The 15,462-nt window shown below is 57.1% G+C and carries 12 protein-coding genes; 6 read left to right on the forward strand and 6 right to left on the reverse strand.

The genetic code is table 11. The features are described 5' to 3' along the window. The first annotated feature begins 86 nt into the window (after positions 1–86). The 4 genes from HW273_RS00770 (at position 87) to HW273_RS00785 (ending at position 7,353) form a co-directional block, all read left to right on the forward strand. A complete protein-coding gene (locus tag HW273_RS00770; RefSeq protein WP_243206712.1) occupies positions 87–1,433 on the forward strand; it encodes an MATE family efflux transporter in 1,347 nt (448 codons plus the stop codon). A 29-nt stretch (positions 1,434–1,462) separates the two neighbouring features. Beyond that, the gene (locus tag HW273_RS00775) at positions 1,463–2,188 is read left to right on the forward strand and encodes a LytR/AlgR family response regulator transcription factor (RefSeq protein WP_179009815.1); all 726 of its coding nucleotides are present in this window, start codon (positions 1,463–1,465) and stop codon (positions 2,186–2,188) included. A 12-nt stretch (positions 2,189–2,200) separates the two neighbouring features. Beyond that, the gene (locus HW273_RS00780; protein WP_179009817.1) at positions 2,201–3,445 is read left to right on the forward strand and encodes an ATP-binding protein; all 1,245 of its coding nucleotides are present in this window, start codon (positions 2,201–2,203) and stop codon (positions 3,443–3,445) included. A gap of 212 nt (positions 3,446–3,657) precedes the next feature. Further along, complete coding sequence (locus HW273_RS00785) at positions 3,658–7,353, forward strand: glycoside hydrolase family 3 C-terminal domain-containing protein (RefSeq protein ID WP_179009819.1); 3,696 nt, start codon at positions 3,658–3,660, stop codon at positions 7,351–7,353. Positions 7,354–7,460: 107 nt separating this feature from the next. On the opposite strand, the gene HW273_RS00790 is transcribed toward HW273_RS00785, so the two are convergent. The 5 genes from HW273_RS00790 to HW273_RS00810 form a co-directional block, all read right to left on the reverse strand. After that, complete coding sequence (locus HW273_RS00790; protein ID WP_179009821.1) at positions 7,461–8,390, reverse strand: alpha/beta hydrolase; 930 nt, start codon at positions 8,388–8,390, stop codon at positions 7,461–7,463. Between the two features lie 133 nt (positions 8,391–8,523). Then, a complete protein-coding gene (locus tag HW273_RS00795; RefSeq protein ID WP_179009823.1) occupies positions 8,524–9,417 on the reverse strand; it encodes an alpha/beta hydrolase in 894 nt (297 codons plus the stop codon). 153 nt (positions 9,418–9,570) lie between these two features. Further along, positions 9,571–11,061, reverse strand: coding sequence for a tripartite tricarboxylate transporter permease (locus tag HW273_RS00800; protein WP_179009824.1), 1,491 nt, complete (start codon positions 11,059–11,061; stop codon positions 9,571–9,573). 18 nt (positions 11,062–11,079) lie between these two features. Then, positions 11,080–11,568 carry a tripartite tricarboxylate transporter TctB family protein gene (locus tag HW273_RS00805; RefSeq protein WP_179009826.1) on the reverse strand — a complete coding sequence of 163 codons (489 nt, stop codon included), beginning with the start codon at positions 11,566–11,568 and terminating at the stop codon, positions 11,080–11,082. A gap of 130 nt (positions 11,569–11,698) precedes the next feature. Further along, positions 11,699–12,820, reverse strand: a complete 1,122-nt coding sequence (locus HW273_RS00810) for a tripartite tricarboxylate transporter substrate-binding protein (RefSeq protein ID WP_179009828.1) — start codon at positions 12,818–12,820, stop codon at positions 11,699–11,701. A gap of 376 nt (positions 12,821–13,196) precedes the next feature. Between HW273_RS00810 and HW273_RS00815 the strand changes: the two genes are divergently transcribed. Continuing rightward, complete coding sequence (locus HW273_RS00815; RefSeq protein WP_179009830.1) at positions 13,197–14,156, forward strand: LysR family transcriptional regulator; 960 nt, start codon at positions 13,197–13,199, stop codon at positions 14,154–14,156. Between the two features lie 3 nt (positions 14,157–14,159). Next, complete coding sequence (locus tag HW273_RS00820; protein WP_179009832.1) at positions 14,160–15,200, forward strand: LysR family transcriptional regulator; 1,041 nt, start codon at positions 14,160–14,162, stop codon at positions 15,198–15,200. Here the strand turns inward: HW273_RS00820 and HW273_RS00825 are convergent. Next, positions 15,179–15,370 carry a hypothetical protein gene (locus HW273_RS00825; protein ID WP_179009834.1) on the reverse strand — a complete coding sequence of 64 codons (192 nt, stop codon included), beginning with the start codon at positions 15,368–15,370 and terminating at the stop codon, positions 15,179–15,181. The genes HW273_RS00820 and HW273_RS00825 overlap by 22 nt on opposite strands. Positions 15,371–15,462: the final 92 nt, after the last annotated feature.

Below are 15,462 nucleotides of genomic sequence, written 5' to 3' on the forward strand. Positions count from 1 at the left end.
AGGATCGTCCGACATCCGGCGGGCAGTCAGCGTTTCTCTGCACGGCCCGACGCTCCCCCGGCGCGTCCAAGGAAGGAGGCATGCTTATGCGAAATATGGCAGAGGACTCCATCTACCGGCATCTGCTCGCTTATTCTGTCCCGCTGATTTTCGGGAACATCCTGCAGCTCACCTACAATGTCGTGGACGCGGCGCTCGTCAGCAAGGGAGTCGGTATCGCAGCGCTCTCCGCGGTGAGCGTCTCCGATCCGGTCGCGACGCTCCTCGTACAGGGGATCTCGGGCATCGGCATCGGTGCCTCGGTTCATATGAGCAGATACTACGGCGCGGGTGATATGGAGAAGCTGAAGCGGGCGCTCTCCACGACGCTGCTCTTCGGGAGCGTCGCCTCGATCCTGCTCCTCGCACCGGGTCTCCTGCTGGCTAATCCCATCCTCCGCGTGCTGCACGTCCCCGGGGACATCCTCTCCAGCGCTGTGCTCTATCTCCGGCTGCTCTTCGTCGGCAGCTTCTTCACTTTCCAGTACAATATTCTCTCCGGCGCGCTCCGGGCGGTCGGCGATTCCCGCTCGCCCGTCCTTTTCGTCGCCCTGAGCTCCCTGCTGAACGCGGCACTGGACGTGCTCTTCATTTTCCCGCTCTCCCTCGGCGTCTTCGGCGCGGCGCTGGCGACGGTTATCTCCGAGGCGGTCTCCGCGCTGCTCTGCTTCATCTATGTCTATCGGCATGTCCCCGCGCTCCGGCTCCGGCGGGGAGAGTTCCGTCTGGATCATGCCATGCTTCGGCGCATCCTCTCGAGCGGGATGCTCACCGCCCTGCAGCAGTCCTGCCAGCCGATCGGCAAGCTGCTGATCCAGTCGGTCGTCAACACGCAGGGCATCTCCGTCATTGCCGCTTTCAATGCGGCGGCGAAGATCGACGACTACGGCAGGATCCCGGCGCAGACCATCTCCCATGGAATGATGACCTGCACCGCACAGAACCGGGGCGCGGGGAAGCTCTCACGGACGCAGGAAACGCTACGAAAGGGTCTGCTCCTCGGTCTGCTCTGTTATCCTATCGCCGCCTCCCTGATCCTCCTCTTCCGCGCGCCGCTGATGCGGATCTTCGTCCCCAAATCCGGCGGCGAAGAGATGTTCCGGATCGGCGTATCCTACCTCTCGGTCAAAGCGCTCCTCCTCATTTACCCCTGTCTCACGAACGGAATGCAGGGTTACTTCCGCGGGATGAACCGCATGACGGTCACGCTCCTCTCGACCCTGCTCCAGATCTCCGTGCGGACGCTCTTTGTCTATCTGCTCGTCCCGCGACTCGGCATCAACGGCGAGGCATATGCCTGCGCCGCCGGCTGGACTGTGATGCTCCTGTTTGCGTATGGGTGCTACCGCTCACAAAGGGTTCCTGCTGTTCGCAAAATCATCGATGTATATTAAAATATCCCGCATCGGAGGTCACCGTATCTATGTTTCATTTCGCAATCTGTGAGGATGAGCGCCCCTATCTGGAATATCTTTCGGAAGAAATCCAAACGGTATTTCGTAATATCGGGAGTGCAAGGGGACAGTTCTCCATAGAACCGTTCAATGACAGCAGTCGACTGCTGGACACGATTCTCTCCGGGAAGCAGTATGACGTACTGTTTCTCGATATCGTTATGCCCGGCGTGGATGGCTTTGAGCTCTGTCGGCAGCTCCGCGCCCGAGAGGCCGAGACACTGGTGATCTTCATCTCTTCCAAGGAGGAACTGGTCTTCCAGTCCTTCGCGGTACAGCCCTTCAACTTTCTGCGAAAAAACCACGTTCATGAGGAGCTTCCCGCTGTTGCAAGGGAGATCCTGCAGCGTCTCCGCAGGCAGCGTTTCCATCAGCTCACATTGCGGGAACCCGCGAGCGGCAGGGTGTTCACGCTGCCGCTGAAGGATATTCTCTATGTCGAAGCGCAGCTCCGGTACAGCCATCTCCGGCTCAGGCAGGAGGAGCTGAACATCCGCCTTCCTTTCCGGGAAATGGAGGATACGTTGCTGCCGCTCGGCTTCCTTAAGGTTCACCGAAGCTATCTGGTAAACTACCGCTGCATCCACCGGATAGACCGGCAGGAGCTGTCTCTTTCGGACGGCAGCCGCATCCCGATCAGCCGCGGCAGAACCGGGGTAGTCAAGATGGAATTCATGGAATGGGCCGGAGTCTGAAAGGAGATGGAAATGCTGCGCTTTCTGGAACCTGTTTCAAAATACCTTTTTCTGCTCTTAACCCTTTTTTACGTCCTGCCCTGCCGCAGTACCCGCACACGAGGACTCATCCGCACCGTGGTCTATGCTTCTCTCAGCATGAGCGGTATCTTTTACCTGACGACGCTCCCGGCGCTCTCCCGCATTTCTTACTGGGTCTTCCTGTTCGGAATGTTTACAGCATCGCTTCTATGGGTACTGCTCTTCGCGCCGCAATCCCTGCGCCTCTCATTCCCCTACATTCTCTTCCTGATTAACTCTGTCATTACTGTACGGGTTTTCACAGAACAGCTCCTGCCCTTCCATTGGGCAATGCTGCTTGCCATCCCTCTCCTGCTGCTGACCAGCATTCTGATGATACACCACAGTATTTCAGAGCTTAGCTTCCTCACGGGATCCCAGTATCTCATCCTCCTCGTCTCCCCGCTGATTGCCTTCCTGTCCTTCAGTCTCTGGCAGCAGCTCGCCGCCGCTGGAGCATTGCATAATCCCGCACTCCTGTTAGTATCAGTCTGTCATTTCTTTATGAACTACCTGTTTTTCTATCTCGTAATGATGACGGTACAGGAGCACCAGCAGATCATTCGGATGGGCATCACTGCCCAGAAGCGGGAAATGGAGCTCCGGGAGCAGCGGCTGAACCGCGGGCTGGTCGAACAATGCCACTATATACGTCACCAGTTCCGAAACGTCTGCCGACATTGGCGGAGACTGCTGGAGAAGCAGCATTATGCGGTGCTGGAAGCTGCACTCGACAAATATATCGGAGAGGAGCTATCTCACAACGAGCTGCTTTCCACCGGAAATCATCAGGTTAATGTACTGCTTTCTGAAAAGATGCGCGAAGCGCGGGTCGACGGGATTCAAGTCGTCACACGGACGCTGCTCCATACAGAGCTCGCGGTTTCCGATGATGATCTCTGTATGATTCTCTCCTGTCTCATAGACAATGCCCTTGAAGCGGAACGTCTGGAGCCCGCAGAGAACCGAGAAATCCAGATCGATATGTCCGCCGCCCACAGCATTCTGCAGCTGATCCTGCGAAACAAGGTCTCTACGAATGTGCTGGAGCGGAATCCCGCACTTTACACCACGAAGAAGGATAGCCGCTTCCACGGCTTCGGGCTCCGAATCGTCCGAGATCTTATACGGAAGTATGACGGAGATATTCGCTTCTCCATGGACAATGGTTATTTCACAGTACGCGTTGTAGTCTGATTCCATCATAACCTCCCTTTAGGGAGGTGTTTTTTTTGCTATGGCATCGCTCGCCCTTTCACAATGGCATAGATGAAACATTGTGCGATTTTTTACATTTCATGTCGTTCTAACGACCATTCGTGCAGATTTCTTGAAATCTTACACAGTGAAACATAGAATAATCTCACTGTTTATAAGAAAATCGCAAAAAACAGAAGGAGGTTTGCACAATGAAAAAAGCTGTAAAAAGGATGATCGGCATATCCCTCTCACTGGCAATGTCGATCGGCAATCTGCCGGCTGCAGACACGATTGCCGCACTTGCAACGCCACAGGCAAGTCCTGTCGACTTTCCTGAGGTCTACCCGCAGGAAGCACTGGAAAAGGAGCTGGGCGACGAGGAGCTGTCGGAAACCATAGACGCGCTGCTGAACACTATGACAGAGGATGAAAAGTTTTCCTTCCTCGGCGGACAGGGTACCGGCAAAGAAGGAAACGCAGGCTTCCTGAATGGCGTGCCTCGGCTCGGCATCCCACAAACCAAGATGTACGACGGACCAGCAGGCGTACTCTCTCTGCATGAGACAACCAATCCGCCGCAGGAGCAGATGCTCGCCGCAACATGGGACAAGTCCCTTGCCTATAAGTACGGTAAAATCCACGGCAGCGAAAACCGGGCGATCGGCGGCAATATGCAGCTCGGCGCACAGCTCGATATCCTGAGAAGCCCATACTTCGGACGCGGCAAGGATCAGATGGGAGAAGACCCCTATCTGCTTTCTCAGCTCGCTCCCGAGCTTGTCAAGGGCATCCAGGATCAGCATGTCATGGCAGTCGGCAAGCATTATGCAGCATTCGCGATCAATGCAAGCCCAGGAACCAAGACCGATGTCAAGGTATCCGAGCAGGCACTCCGGGAAACCTATCTCCCGGGGTTTGAAGCGGCAGTAACGAAGGGCAGTATCCTCGGTATGATGTCTGCCTATAACAAGATCAACGGTGTCTTCGCCTCTGCGCATAGCGAGCTGCAAAATGACATTCTGCGGAAGGACTGGGGCTTTCAGGGCTTCACCATCACAGACTGGGGCGGGAATGACGGCATGACGCTCCGAAAGGGCACCGACATCGAAATGCCCTCTCTCAGCAATAATTCGAAAGAAAGCCTGGAAAAAGCAGTCCGGCAAGGCAAGATCAGCAGCACAGAGACAAAGAAACTCGTGAATGACGCGCTGGCCCATATCCTGACCGCCTACGGAAAGGCGGGTTACCTCGGTCTCGTCGAGATAGAAGACGGGAAAGCACTGGCAGACCCCACCCCTCCGGAGGTAATCCGGCTCTATCAGGATGAGGATGAAGCCAGAGCTAATCTGGAGGCAGTGCGTGAAGAAAACAATGCATTTTCACAGGAGATCGCAGAGAAGGGCGGCGTTCTGCTGAAAAACGAAGACAACACTCTGCCGCTCACAGATGATATATCCGTCGCTGTCATCGGAAGAAACGGGATGCATCTCCAGTCCGGTATCGGCGGAGAAGCATCGAACGGTACCCGCAGTGAGATGGTCAGCCCATACGCGGCCTTGGAAGAAATACACGGTAATGTAACAGGCGCAATCGGTCTCGATGCCCTTGGCAGCATTATCCCGATCCAGTATCTCTATACCGCTTCCTCCTCCGAGATCGGGCAGAAGGCAAGCGATTCCAACACCAGGAAAAAGGCAAGCAGCTCTAACATCATGAAGAAGGCAACTCCCTCAGATATTGATTCGGAAGATGACGAAGACATTTCTCCGGAAACCGATGCGCTTCTCAAGGCAGGACATGGTGTCACCAGAACCTACGGTGCAGAGTCTGCTGTCGGCGGTATGGATTTCTTCCAGGGGCAGGGGCATGCATCCGGAGAGGTCAAGAAGACCCTGATGGAGGGGCACGAGCTCGGTGAGTACGCGGGAACTGATGCCGAAATCAACTTCACGACTGGCAGCATTGACGGAAAACCGAACCGTTACTATGTCTCTGATCCAGAAAAGATTGAGAAGTATTTCGGGGAAAACGTAAGCGTGGCAGACGCAAGCTCTTTCGCCAAGGATTCCGGTGCAGCCTACACCTGGACGACCTACCTGCAGGCACCAGAGACCGGCGAGTACAGCCTGATTCTCGGAGGAATCGGCGGCAGCATCAGCGGCTCTGTCAAGACGCTGCGCGGCAAGGATATCGGCTCTTTCAGCATCAGCAATTTGAATCAGGGCACACAAGGCACCAACGAAGTAACCGGGGAGACCGGCACGCTGCTGAGCTCCATCACAGCAAAGCTGGAAAAAGATCAGTTCTATAAGGTCGAGCTCAGAGGCGTTGCCTTCACCTCGAAGGACACCGGCATGGATAAGGACATGCAGCTCACGCTCTCCTGGATAACACCGAGTCAGAAAGAAAAGGACTATCAGGATGCCCTCGATGCTGCGGAAAGCTGCGACGTATCTATTGTCTTCGCATATCGCAAGAGCGTGGACTTGGGAAAGACCCGTGCCGCCTCCTCTCTGGCACTTGATAAGACGCAGGAAAAGCTCATCAGGGATGTTGCAAAAAAAGCGCATGATAACGGAAACAAGGTAGTCGTGGTTCTCAATAACCCGACCGCTGTCACCATGAAGAACTGGATTAACAAGGTTGATGCCGTTCTCGAAATGTACTATCCGGGGCAGCGTGGCGGCATTGCTACCGCAAGGCTCCTGACCGGAGAAATAAACCCGAGCGGTAAGCTCGCCTTCACAATCCCGGCGGATGACAATGAGACGGCAGATACCATCACAGAGGAAATCTTCAAGACGCAGGAAGTCGGAGAAATGGTCATGCCAAACTTCGGTGCAGGCGGGCCTCCCAGCATGGATGAGGGCAATGATAAGAGCGGCGGCTCCTACGATTACTATGAGGGCATACTCAATGGCTATAAGTGGTACGATGCAAGCGGTATCGATGAGACGCTGGTCTCCAAGGGCATCACACAGAAGGTCAAGCCACTCTATGACTTTGGTTACGGGCTTTCCTACACGAGTTTCGCCTATTCCGATCTTTCTGTAAAAGCAGCTCCGGAAGACGGCGAGGAGACAGGCTATGACGCAAGCTTCACAATCACAAATACCGGTGAAACACCCGGAGCAGATGTTGCCCAGCTCTACCTCGGAAAGGCCGTTGTTCCCGACGGTGTCCAAATGGCACAGTATGCGCTGGCAGGCTTCTTCAGAACCGAGGAGCTCCAGCCGGGCGAATCTACAGAAGTAACGGTACATCTCGATCAGAGGAGCCTCTCTTACTGGGATTCCGAGACAGACCGGTGGACAATCGCCAAAGGAGAGAGAATACTCTATGTTGCACACTCCTCCTCTGACGAGGATCTGGAAGAGGCTGTAAGCAACGGCATGACGAAGCTGCTCTCTGTCGGAAATGACAAAGCAAATGAAAATGGCGGCAGCAAACATCACAACGGCGGCAGCGGTCACAGTATGTCCGGCCGCCGTGCGGTCAGAAGCATTTCCTCCGGCACAGGAAACGGCGACCGCAGCGGCTCATGGTCTCCAAATGCCGACGGCAGATGGACCTTCATGAAGGAGGATGGAAGCGGCCCGAAGTACAGGGGCGAATGGGCGTTCGTCTACAATCCGTACGTCAACGAATCCGGATGGTTCCGTTTCAATGAGGAAGGCTGGATGGCAACAGGCTGGTTCCGGGATGCCGACGGCAGATGGTACTTTCTCGATGACGGCAGCAGCAAGGACGGAAAACAGGGTACGATGTATACCGGCTGGAAGCTGATCGACGGGAAGTATTACTACTTCAATGCTGTTTCCGACGGCACGAAGGGGGCATTGCTCCAGAACACTACCACACCGGACGGCTATAAGGTAGATGCAAGCGGCGTTTGGATCCCGTAAATATTCAAAACTTTAATGTGTTTTTCTCATATCTCATTTCCCGGAGCTCCCCCTGACTGTAGTCAGGGGGAGCTCCGGGAAATGACGTTTCGTCGTCTCAGGAAGCCCTATTCTCCCAGCTTCTCCCGAAAGAAGCGGAGCATCAGCTCCTTCACGGACGGCTGGAAGAAGTCCTTGGTGCCGTGTCCGGCATTGTGGAGAATATAGAGCTCGGCACGGTCGCCGAAGCCGCTGTCCACGATCGACTGGTAGAAGCACTCGCTGATTGATGCGGGCACCAGACTGTCGATGTCGCCGTGCAGGATCATGATCGGCGACATACGCCCGCTGATGTAGGTATTCGCGCTGACCTCCCTCGCCCGCTCGAGCATATCCGCACCATATGCGCCGCCCAGCACTGCACCGCCGTGAGACTCCGCGACGGAAGCCCAGCGGTAATTTTCGGGATCTGCCTGCTGCCGCCGTTCCTCCTCCCTGAGAAGCCCGGCGATGTCCACCGGCCCGAACATATCGATGCACGCCTGCACCGTATCGGGTTCCGAGAGCCATTCGCCCGCGTGCCAGCGGTCAACATTCATTCCGGCGAGCGCTGCGAGCTGTCCGCCCGCAGAACGGCCGATCACCCCGATCTGCTCCGGATCGATCTCATATTCCGCAGCATGCGCCCGCAGGAAACGGATCGCCGTCTTCACATCGACGATCTGCGCCGGCATATGCCCCTCTGCAGAGCTCCGATAGTAGATGGAGGCGACGACGAAGCCCGCATCCGCCAGAAACGCCATTTCCGCAGTCATCAGATTTTTGTCACAGCCCCGGTAGCCGCCGCCGGGAATCCAGAGAATCGCCGGCTTCGGGTGCTTGTCCTCCTCATCGTGAATGCCTGCCGCGAAGAACATCTCGCTGTTGCCATTCTGCAGCATGATCGACATCTCGAGCGGAAGCGTCTCCCCCGCGAGATTCCGCACGGTGGAATACACGATGCTGTCCAGAAAATTGATGCTCTTTCTCGCCTTTCCGGGTTCTATCACTGTCCTCATCTTTTGTCCCTTCTCCCTGCCCTTTCGCAGACGATTGCATTGAACCGCTCTAAGCTCTTCGCCAGAGGGGCATCGCAGGGGCAGGCCCTGCGATAAACCGCGTGGCTCCCCCGAGCTCTGCTCGGGGGCTGTGTCAAAGCTCTGCCGCGCGGATTGTATCGATGATTCTCTGCTGCGCGCTCTCCCATTCCCCGCTGCAATGAATAATGAAGCCGTGGCTCGAATGGAGGTATTCCTGCATCGTAACCTTGACCCCATTCCGAAGCAGACGGATCGCGTAGTCCCCGTCCTCGAAGCGGAAATTGTCCGTCCCCGCGGTGAGGATCAGTGCCTCCGGCAGTCCCCGGAGCTGCTGATCCGCCGCCAGCAGCGGGCTGCAATAGGGGGAGGACAGCTTCTCCGGATCGAACTCCGTGTAGCACTCATTAAACATCCGCCCCCGCTCCACCGGAATCAGGTTTTCCGCCGCGTTCGGCTTGTCCGCCGGGTCTGTCGCCATGTCGAAGCAGCCGTAGCCCAGCACCTGAAGACAGAGCCGGTGCGTCTTCGTCTCATTCAGACGAATCGCCGTAGCCGCAGTGAGATTCGCCCCGGCGCTGTAGCCGCCCATGGAAACCCGCCTCGGATCGGCATTCCAGTCCGCCAGTTTCGAAAATACCCACTTCACCGCCGCGCAGCACTGCTCCACCGCCGTCGGGTAGGGGTACTCCGGCGCGAGGCTGTAATCCAGATCCACAGTAATGCCCTCGATCGCAGACGCCAGCCTGCTCGACCAGATCTCATCCCGGAGCGCATGCGGACGCACGAAGCCGCCGCCGTGGACATTGATATGCACCCGACAATCCGGCTCACGGTTTTTCGCGAAGAAGACATAGACCTTCATCGGGACGCTGTCAGGGCAGAGCGTATATTCCTCCCGCTCCGAAAGCTCCAGGTTCTTTTTGTACTCCTCCGTAATATGCTCCTCCGCGACGCTGTGTCCGCGCAGCGACGCAATCAGCTCCCTCTTTCTCTCTTCACTCAGCATTTTGCTTCTCCTCCTACCGCACCTCACTGTACAGGTCTCCCCGCAAGCGGCCGAATGCAGGGGCATGCCTGCACGAACGGCATTTGACGGGAAAACGGCATGTGGGGTTATTGTATCCTGTTGTATCCAGTGCAGCTCCTCCGACAGCCTCGGCTATGCCGTCCGCCTGCGCGCTCTCCAGAGCTTCCGGAGCATCGGGCCGAAGAGGCTGTAAACGGTCACTGCGATGAAAACCAGCGAGATCGGTCTCGTGAAGAAGAGCGAGTAGTCACCCTTGCCATAGGAGACCCCCATCCGAAAATAGCTCTCGATTTTACCGCCCAAGATGAAAGCAAGCATCAGCGGCGTCATCGGCAGTCCGAAATAATCCATGATAATGCCCACCAGCCCGAAGAACAGCACCAGATAGACGCTGAACATCGAGGTTGTGGAGGAGAACGCTCCCATGAACGCGACCACGAGAATGGCACTGTAGAGATAGTGGTACGGCGCCTTCAGAAGCAGCGGGAACCACTTCTTCGTGAAGAGCTCGGTGACAAATACGAGGATCGCGGAGAGCAGTACGGTCGCGAAGATCAGATTCGCGAGCACCGGATTCGTCCGGATAAACATCGGCCCGGGCTGTAACCCATGAATCGTCATTGCCGACATCAGGAGCACCGTCGTCGCGTCTCCCGGGATGCCCAGAGAGAGCATCGGAATGATGGCGCCACCGACGCCTGCGTTGTTCGCGACCTCCGTCGCCCACACGCCTTCCTCCACACCCGTACCGAAGAGCTCCGGATGCTTCGACATTTTCTTCGCCTGTCCATAGGCGATGATATTCGAGATACCGGAGCCCATTCCCGGCAGGAAGCCGATCCAGAGCCCGATCAGGAGCGAGGAAAGGATGACCTTTCCGTTCTCCGCGAGATCCCGGAAACCGATGCCGAGTCCGGAGAGCCCCTCCTCCGAAGCCTTCGGCATCTCCTGCTGCCCCTTGGCATAGCCGGTCGCCACCTGCTGCAGGGCGAAGGTTCCCATCAGGAGACAAACGACATTTATGCCGCCGAAGAGATTATAGTTGTCGAAGGTGAAACGCATCTGGTTCGTGACCATATCCGTCCCGACCGAGGAGAACCAGAGCCCCAGAAACGCTGCGATCATGCCCTTAAAAACCGAGCCGTTCGAGAGACCGACCACCATCGTGATCGCCATCAGGCAGAGGCTGAAATACTCCCATGGCCCCAGCAGCAGCGCCACATTCGCGATATAGGTCGAGCAGAGCGTCGCCACAAGAATCGAAACCAGCGTCCCGAGGAAGGAGCCTGTGATGCCAATGGAGAGCGCCTTCGCCGCCTGCCCCTTCTTCGTCATCGGATAACCGTCATAACAGGTCGCAATCGATGCTGCGGAGCCCGGGATACCGACCAGCACCGCCGCGATGAAGGAGCCGGAAACGCCGCCGACATACATGCCGACCAGCATGGAGAAGCTGAGCTCCGTGCTCATCGCGAAGGTCATGGGCAGAATCAGCGTGATACCCAGTCCTCCGGAGAGTCCCGGGATCGCGCCCAGAACTGCGCCGATCAGCGAGCAGAGATACATCATGATGAAGTTTATCGGCTGCAGCAGTACGCCCAGCGCGCTCAGATAATCCGCCATATTTATTTCCTCCTTTCCCTACGGCATCGGAATGCCGAGACTTTCCCAGACCGTCCCTGCCGGAAGCGGGATATGGAAGCCTCTGGTGAAGCCGAAGTAGCAGCTGCTGCCCAGCAGGATACAGAACACGATGCAAAACGGCAGATTCAGCCGCTTCTCGCCCTTCAGTGTCCAGATGAAGAGGAGAAGTCCCAGCATCGAGGTCAGCCAGAAGCCGATCAGGCGCATCAGCAGCGCAAAAAGCAGACATTCCGCGATGATCAGGAACAGACGGAGAAAACCGTTTCTGTCCAGATAGGGCTCGCTCTTCTCCTGCCTCCCGTCGAAGAGCATCGAGAGAATGGAAAAGAGGGCAATGCCGATTGCAGAAATACAGGGGAAGAGCCGCGGCCCCGGCTCATTCGAAACAAGCATTGTAGGAATCCGTGTGCTCTCATAGCCGATCCACAGGGAAAGCGCCAGCATGAAGATCCCGCAGACATAGGTTCGATTCAGCTTTTTCATCATTTTTCCGTCCTTATCATACCCGTAATGATCGTAATAATCTAATGAAGTTACGCAGAGGACCGCGAGGAGGCGGAAAGCATAATGCCCGGCTCACAGGAGCCGGGCGCGCGCCGGACAGTCCGACAAAATCTCACTTCTTCAGTCCCATGGAGCCGACCAGCGCATCCAGCTTCTCCCACTCCGCATTGAGCGCATCCTGTGCCGCAGCAAGCTCTGCCGGGGTGTTGAAGGTCGCCATCTTGTTCATGCCGTCTATATAGGAGCTCTGCGTCTCTGCCGCGACGATTGCCGCGTTGATTGCAGCGGCAGCCTCGTCGGAAACGCCTGCCGGCGCAAGGACATAGTAATTGGAGTCCCATGTCGTATCGATCCCCTGCTCTACCGTAGAAGCAAACTTCGCATCCAGCTCCGTCCCGAGCAGCTTACCCATGGATTCGAGATTGGAGGCCTTCGGCCCGATCGTGCCCAGCACCGTGAGCTTGCCGTCCTTATCATAGTCCTTCGCATTCGGGATCGAGCAGTTCGCGATGTTGATCGCATTGGAGGCGACATTGGTCAGCTTGTCCGCCTCGGAGGAGCACTGCACATAGTTTACGAGAGACGGCTCTCCCAGCAGCGCCTGCATGAAGGAGGTGAAGAGGATCTGCGTCGTGCCGCCGAGGGAGCAGCCCACCGTCAGCTCGCCCGGATGCGCCTTGATATACTCCGCAAGCTCGGAGAAGTTCTTGTACGGTGCGCCGGGATTCGCGATGATCGCCTGCGGCCCACCCTGATTCAGCAGCCCCACCGCTCTCATATCGTCCCGGATGGACACGCCGGAGGCACCGGTCAGCTTCTTGATGGCTGCGCCGCCGTGGCAGGTGAGCAGGGTCCTGCCGTCCGCCTTCGCGTTCTTCGCATGCTGCATCCCGACCTCCTCGGTATCGTAATTGGTCACGACGAAGTTCACCTTCGGGCAAACCTCTCCGAGCGCCTGCGTGAGATAGCGGGTATAGAGGTCGGTTCCGCCGCCTGCCTTCGCCGGGACGTCTATATAAACCGTTGTTCCGTCCGGCCATACCGAAGAGACATCTGCCGAAGCCGTCTCTTCTCCCGCCGATGCCGTCGGTTCCGCTGCCTTCGTGTCTGCGGCTGCCGCAGCTGTCGGTTCCGCTGCCGACGCTGCCGCGCCGCTGCTTCCTGCTCCGCAGCCGCTCAGCATCCCGAGCGCCATCGCTGCCATCGTCAATACTGCTGCCAGTCTTTTTTTCATAGTCCTCTCCTTTTATGCTTGCGTCCTTATGCACACACATAAGAAATAGTTATTTCCGATTCACCTGTTTTCTTTCTCCCTATCTCTTTTCTTTTCGAAAGACTTCGTGTAAAATTCAGAATATATTTGATTTTAAACGGAATAATTTAGCCATATATTCTCTATGCTTTCCATTCTAGACCGCCGTCGCGCGCTTATCAATCGCGAAATAGTTATCTGAATTTTAAGTGAAAGTTATGTCTCATATTGCTGTCCGACAGCTCCGAACCCACCGAGCCCATCAAGTATGAGAGGGAGGGAATCCGGGCAAACGCAAAACTGCGGAACAGCCAAGTGATGCAGAAACTTGTACGATCATAACTCGGAAAGGACTCGTATGGACGTCAAAGCCTGCCATTATCTCCTCGCGCTGGAGGAGCAGCGAAGTATCTCGGCCGCCGCCAGAGCGCTGGGGCTCTCCCAGCCTGCGCTCTCCAAATTTCTTTCGCTCACGGAGCGGCAGCTCGGACAGCAGCTCTTCATCCGAAGCAGTCCGCTGCTCCCGACCGAGGCGGGCAGGATCTACCTCTCCGCCTGCCGGGAGATCCTGAACGTACGCCAGCGCAGCTATGCCTCCATTTTCCGTCTCGGCGCGGCGCCGCAGCAGATCCTCACGATCGGCGTCACGCCCTACCGGGGCTCGCGGGTTTTCAGCGAGATCTTCCCCTCCTTCACGGAGCGTTTCCCCCATGTCCAGCTTCATCTCCGGGAGTGCTATATGCGGGAAATGAAGGAGGCGATCCGCCGCGGGGAGCTGGATCTCTCGCTCGGCACGCTGACCTCCGAAGACGAAACACATCTCTGCTTCGCCTCCAGCAGCTACGAGGAGCTCTGTCTCTCCGTCCCGCTCTCCCACCCCGCCGCTTCCGGGAGCGACGACTCCGCGACGCTCTTTCCGACCACAGAGCTGCAGCGCTTTTCAGATGCTCCCTTCGTGATGTGGGGCGCAGAAACAACCAATGCAAGGGTTATCGAGAGCTATATGAGCCGCTTTCACTTCAGCCCGACTGTCATTTATACAGGAAACAACGCTCTTCTCGTAAACGAGCTCCTGAAGACCGGCATCGGGGTCGGACTGATTCCCCGTTCCTTCTGTAAGCCGCATGAGAACCGCGTCTACTTCTCGCTCTGGCCGCCCGTCCAGACCTTCATCGGCATCTTCTATCAGAAAGAGCGTATCCTCTCCCCGGCAGAGCGTTACTTCATTTTCCTCGTTCTCCGAAATGCCGCCGAAAGCGGCATGGATATCTACTACAACAAGCTTTCCCGGGGCATCATCCGGGAGTTCGGAGGCTGAAGCATGGATACCGCATCGCTCGAATATGTTATCGCCATCGCAGAGACCGGCAGCCTCTCCGCCGCCGCGGAGCGCAGCTTCGTCACCCAGTCCGCCCTCTCCCAGCAGCTCCGGCGGCTCCGTGAGGAGGACGGGCTCCCGCCTCTCTTCCGGAAGGAGCATCGGCGGATGGTTCTGACCGATGCCGGGAAGATCTATCTGAACGGTGCGCGCGAAATCCTGCGGATCGAGGAAAAGGCACAGCAGAGCCTCTCCGCGCTTACGAAAAAAGGACGCCCGGAGCAGCTGCGGATCGCAGTTGCTCCCAGCTTATACCGCCGCTTCTGCACAGAGATTTATCCGCGTCTGCTGCGGGACTTCCCCGCCGTGCCCTTCCGACTCCTGCATGCCGATACGGGAAAGCTCCGGGAAGCACTGGATCAGGGGCGCGTCGATCTCGCGCTGATCCCGGATATCTATCAGCAGGAGGATTTTTACTGCTGTACGCCGCTCTTCCGGGACGAGCTGCTCCTCGTCTGCCGCCCCGGCTGCGATCCTCTCTCGCTCCCCCTCGTCCTGCCCGAACGCCGGAGCTTCCTCCGGGAGCTCGGGAACCGTGCGCTGTCCCAGCAAAAGCTGCTGCCCGAGATCTACGCGGAGTGCAATGAAGCCGTCTCCGCGCTGGCGCTCGCCGCGCAGGGACAGTGCGCTGCGCTCCTCCCTCGGAGCGCTGCCGCCGAGTCCGGCCTGTTCTTACAGCCCTTCCGGGAGCCTTACCTTTTCTACTATGTCTGCATCCGCAGCCGGGGAAAGGCAGCAGGCTTCGCTGACCCGCGGCCGGAAGCATTGCCGCAGCTTCCGCAGGCGATGCTTCCGAACCGTTCCAAACGCTCCGCCAGAGATGCAGCGCAGGATAAGCCCTGCAAGAAATCGCAGGCGATTGCCTTGAATTGCTCTAAGCCGCCAGACTCCCCCGCCCTGCAGTCGGGGGCAGTAAAAAATACAGCGTCCCTGCTTTCGGACGCTGTCATACAGAGGATGCTTCATTCCTTTTCGAGCTCATAGCAGCGGATGCGAAGTCCCTCTGCAAGCCGCAGTCCCTCCCCGACGAAACCGCTTCTGTGGAGGATCGGGGCGAGGCAGGAAGAATCCGTCACGAAACAGGGAACGCTGCTCCGCTTCTTCGAGGCTCTCGCCTCGCTGACAGGTATTCGCACTTTCGCGATGTTACACATCCCCGCCCCTTGTCTTGCCGCGTCTCCGATGCTACACTAGGGAAAATTGCTATGAATATGAATCAGAAATGGAATTTCCGCGAATTGTGAAG

The organism is Oribacterium sp. oral taxon 102 (genome assembly GCF_013394775.1).
Lineage (GTDB): Bacteria > Bacillota > Clostridia > Lachnospirales > Lachnospiraceae > Oribacterium.

Excerpts from the sequence above, each read along its gene's own strand:
- HW273_RS00770 (WP_243206712.1), top strand. The coding sequence starts at position 87 with ATGCGAAATATGGCAGAGGACTCCATCTACCGGCATCTGCTCGCTTAT.
- HW273_RS00775 (WP_179009815.1), top strand. The coding sequence starts at position 1,463 with ATGTTTCATTTCGCAATCTGTGAGGATGAGCGCCCCTATCTGGAATAT.
- HW273_RS00780 (WP_179009817.1), top strand. The coding sequence starts at position 2,201 with ATGCTGCGCTTTCTGGAACCTGTTTCAAAATACCTTTTTCTGCTCTTA.
- HW273_RS00785 (WP_179009819.1), top strand. The coding sequence starts at position 3,658 with ATGAAAAAAGCTGTAAAAAGGATGATCGGCATATCCCTCTCACTGGCA.
- HW273_RS00790 (WP_179009821.1), bottom strand. The coding sequence starts at position 8,390 with ATGAGGACAGTGATAGAACCCGGAAAGGCGAGAAAGAGCATCAATTTT.
- HW273_RS00795 (WP_179009823.1), bottom strand. The coding sequence starts at position 9,417 with ATGCTGAGTGAAGAGAGAAAGAGGGAGCTGATTGCGTCGCTGCGCGGA.
- HW273_RS00800 (WP_179009824.1), bottom strand. The coding sequence starts at position 11,061 with ATGGCGGATTATCTGAGCGCGCTGGGCGTACTGCTGCAGCCGATAAAC.
- HW273_RS00805 (WP_179009826.1), bottom strand. The coding sequence starts at position 11,568 with ATGATGAAAAAGCTGAATCGAACCTATGTCTGCGGGATCTTCATGCTG.
- HW273_RS00810 (WP_179009828.1), bottom strand. The coding sequence starts at position 12,820 with ATGAAAAAAAGACTGGCAGCAGTATTGACGATGGCAGCGATGGCGCTC.
- HW273_RS00815 (WP_179009830.1), top strand. The coding sequence starts at position 13,197 with ATGGACGTCAAAGCCTGCCATTATCTCCTCGCGCTGGAGGAGCAGCGA.
- HW273_RS00820 (WP_179009832.1), top strand. The coding sequence starts at position 14,160 with ATGGATACCGCATCGCTCGAATATGTTATCGCCATCGCAGAGACCGGC.
- HW273_RS00825 (WP_179009834.1), bottom strand. The coding sequence starts at position 15,370 with ATGTGTAACATCGCGAAAGTGCGAATACCTGTCAGCGAGGCGAGAGCC.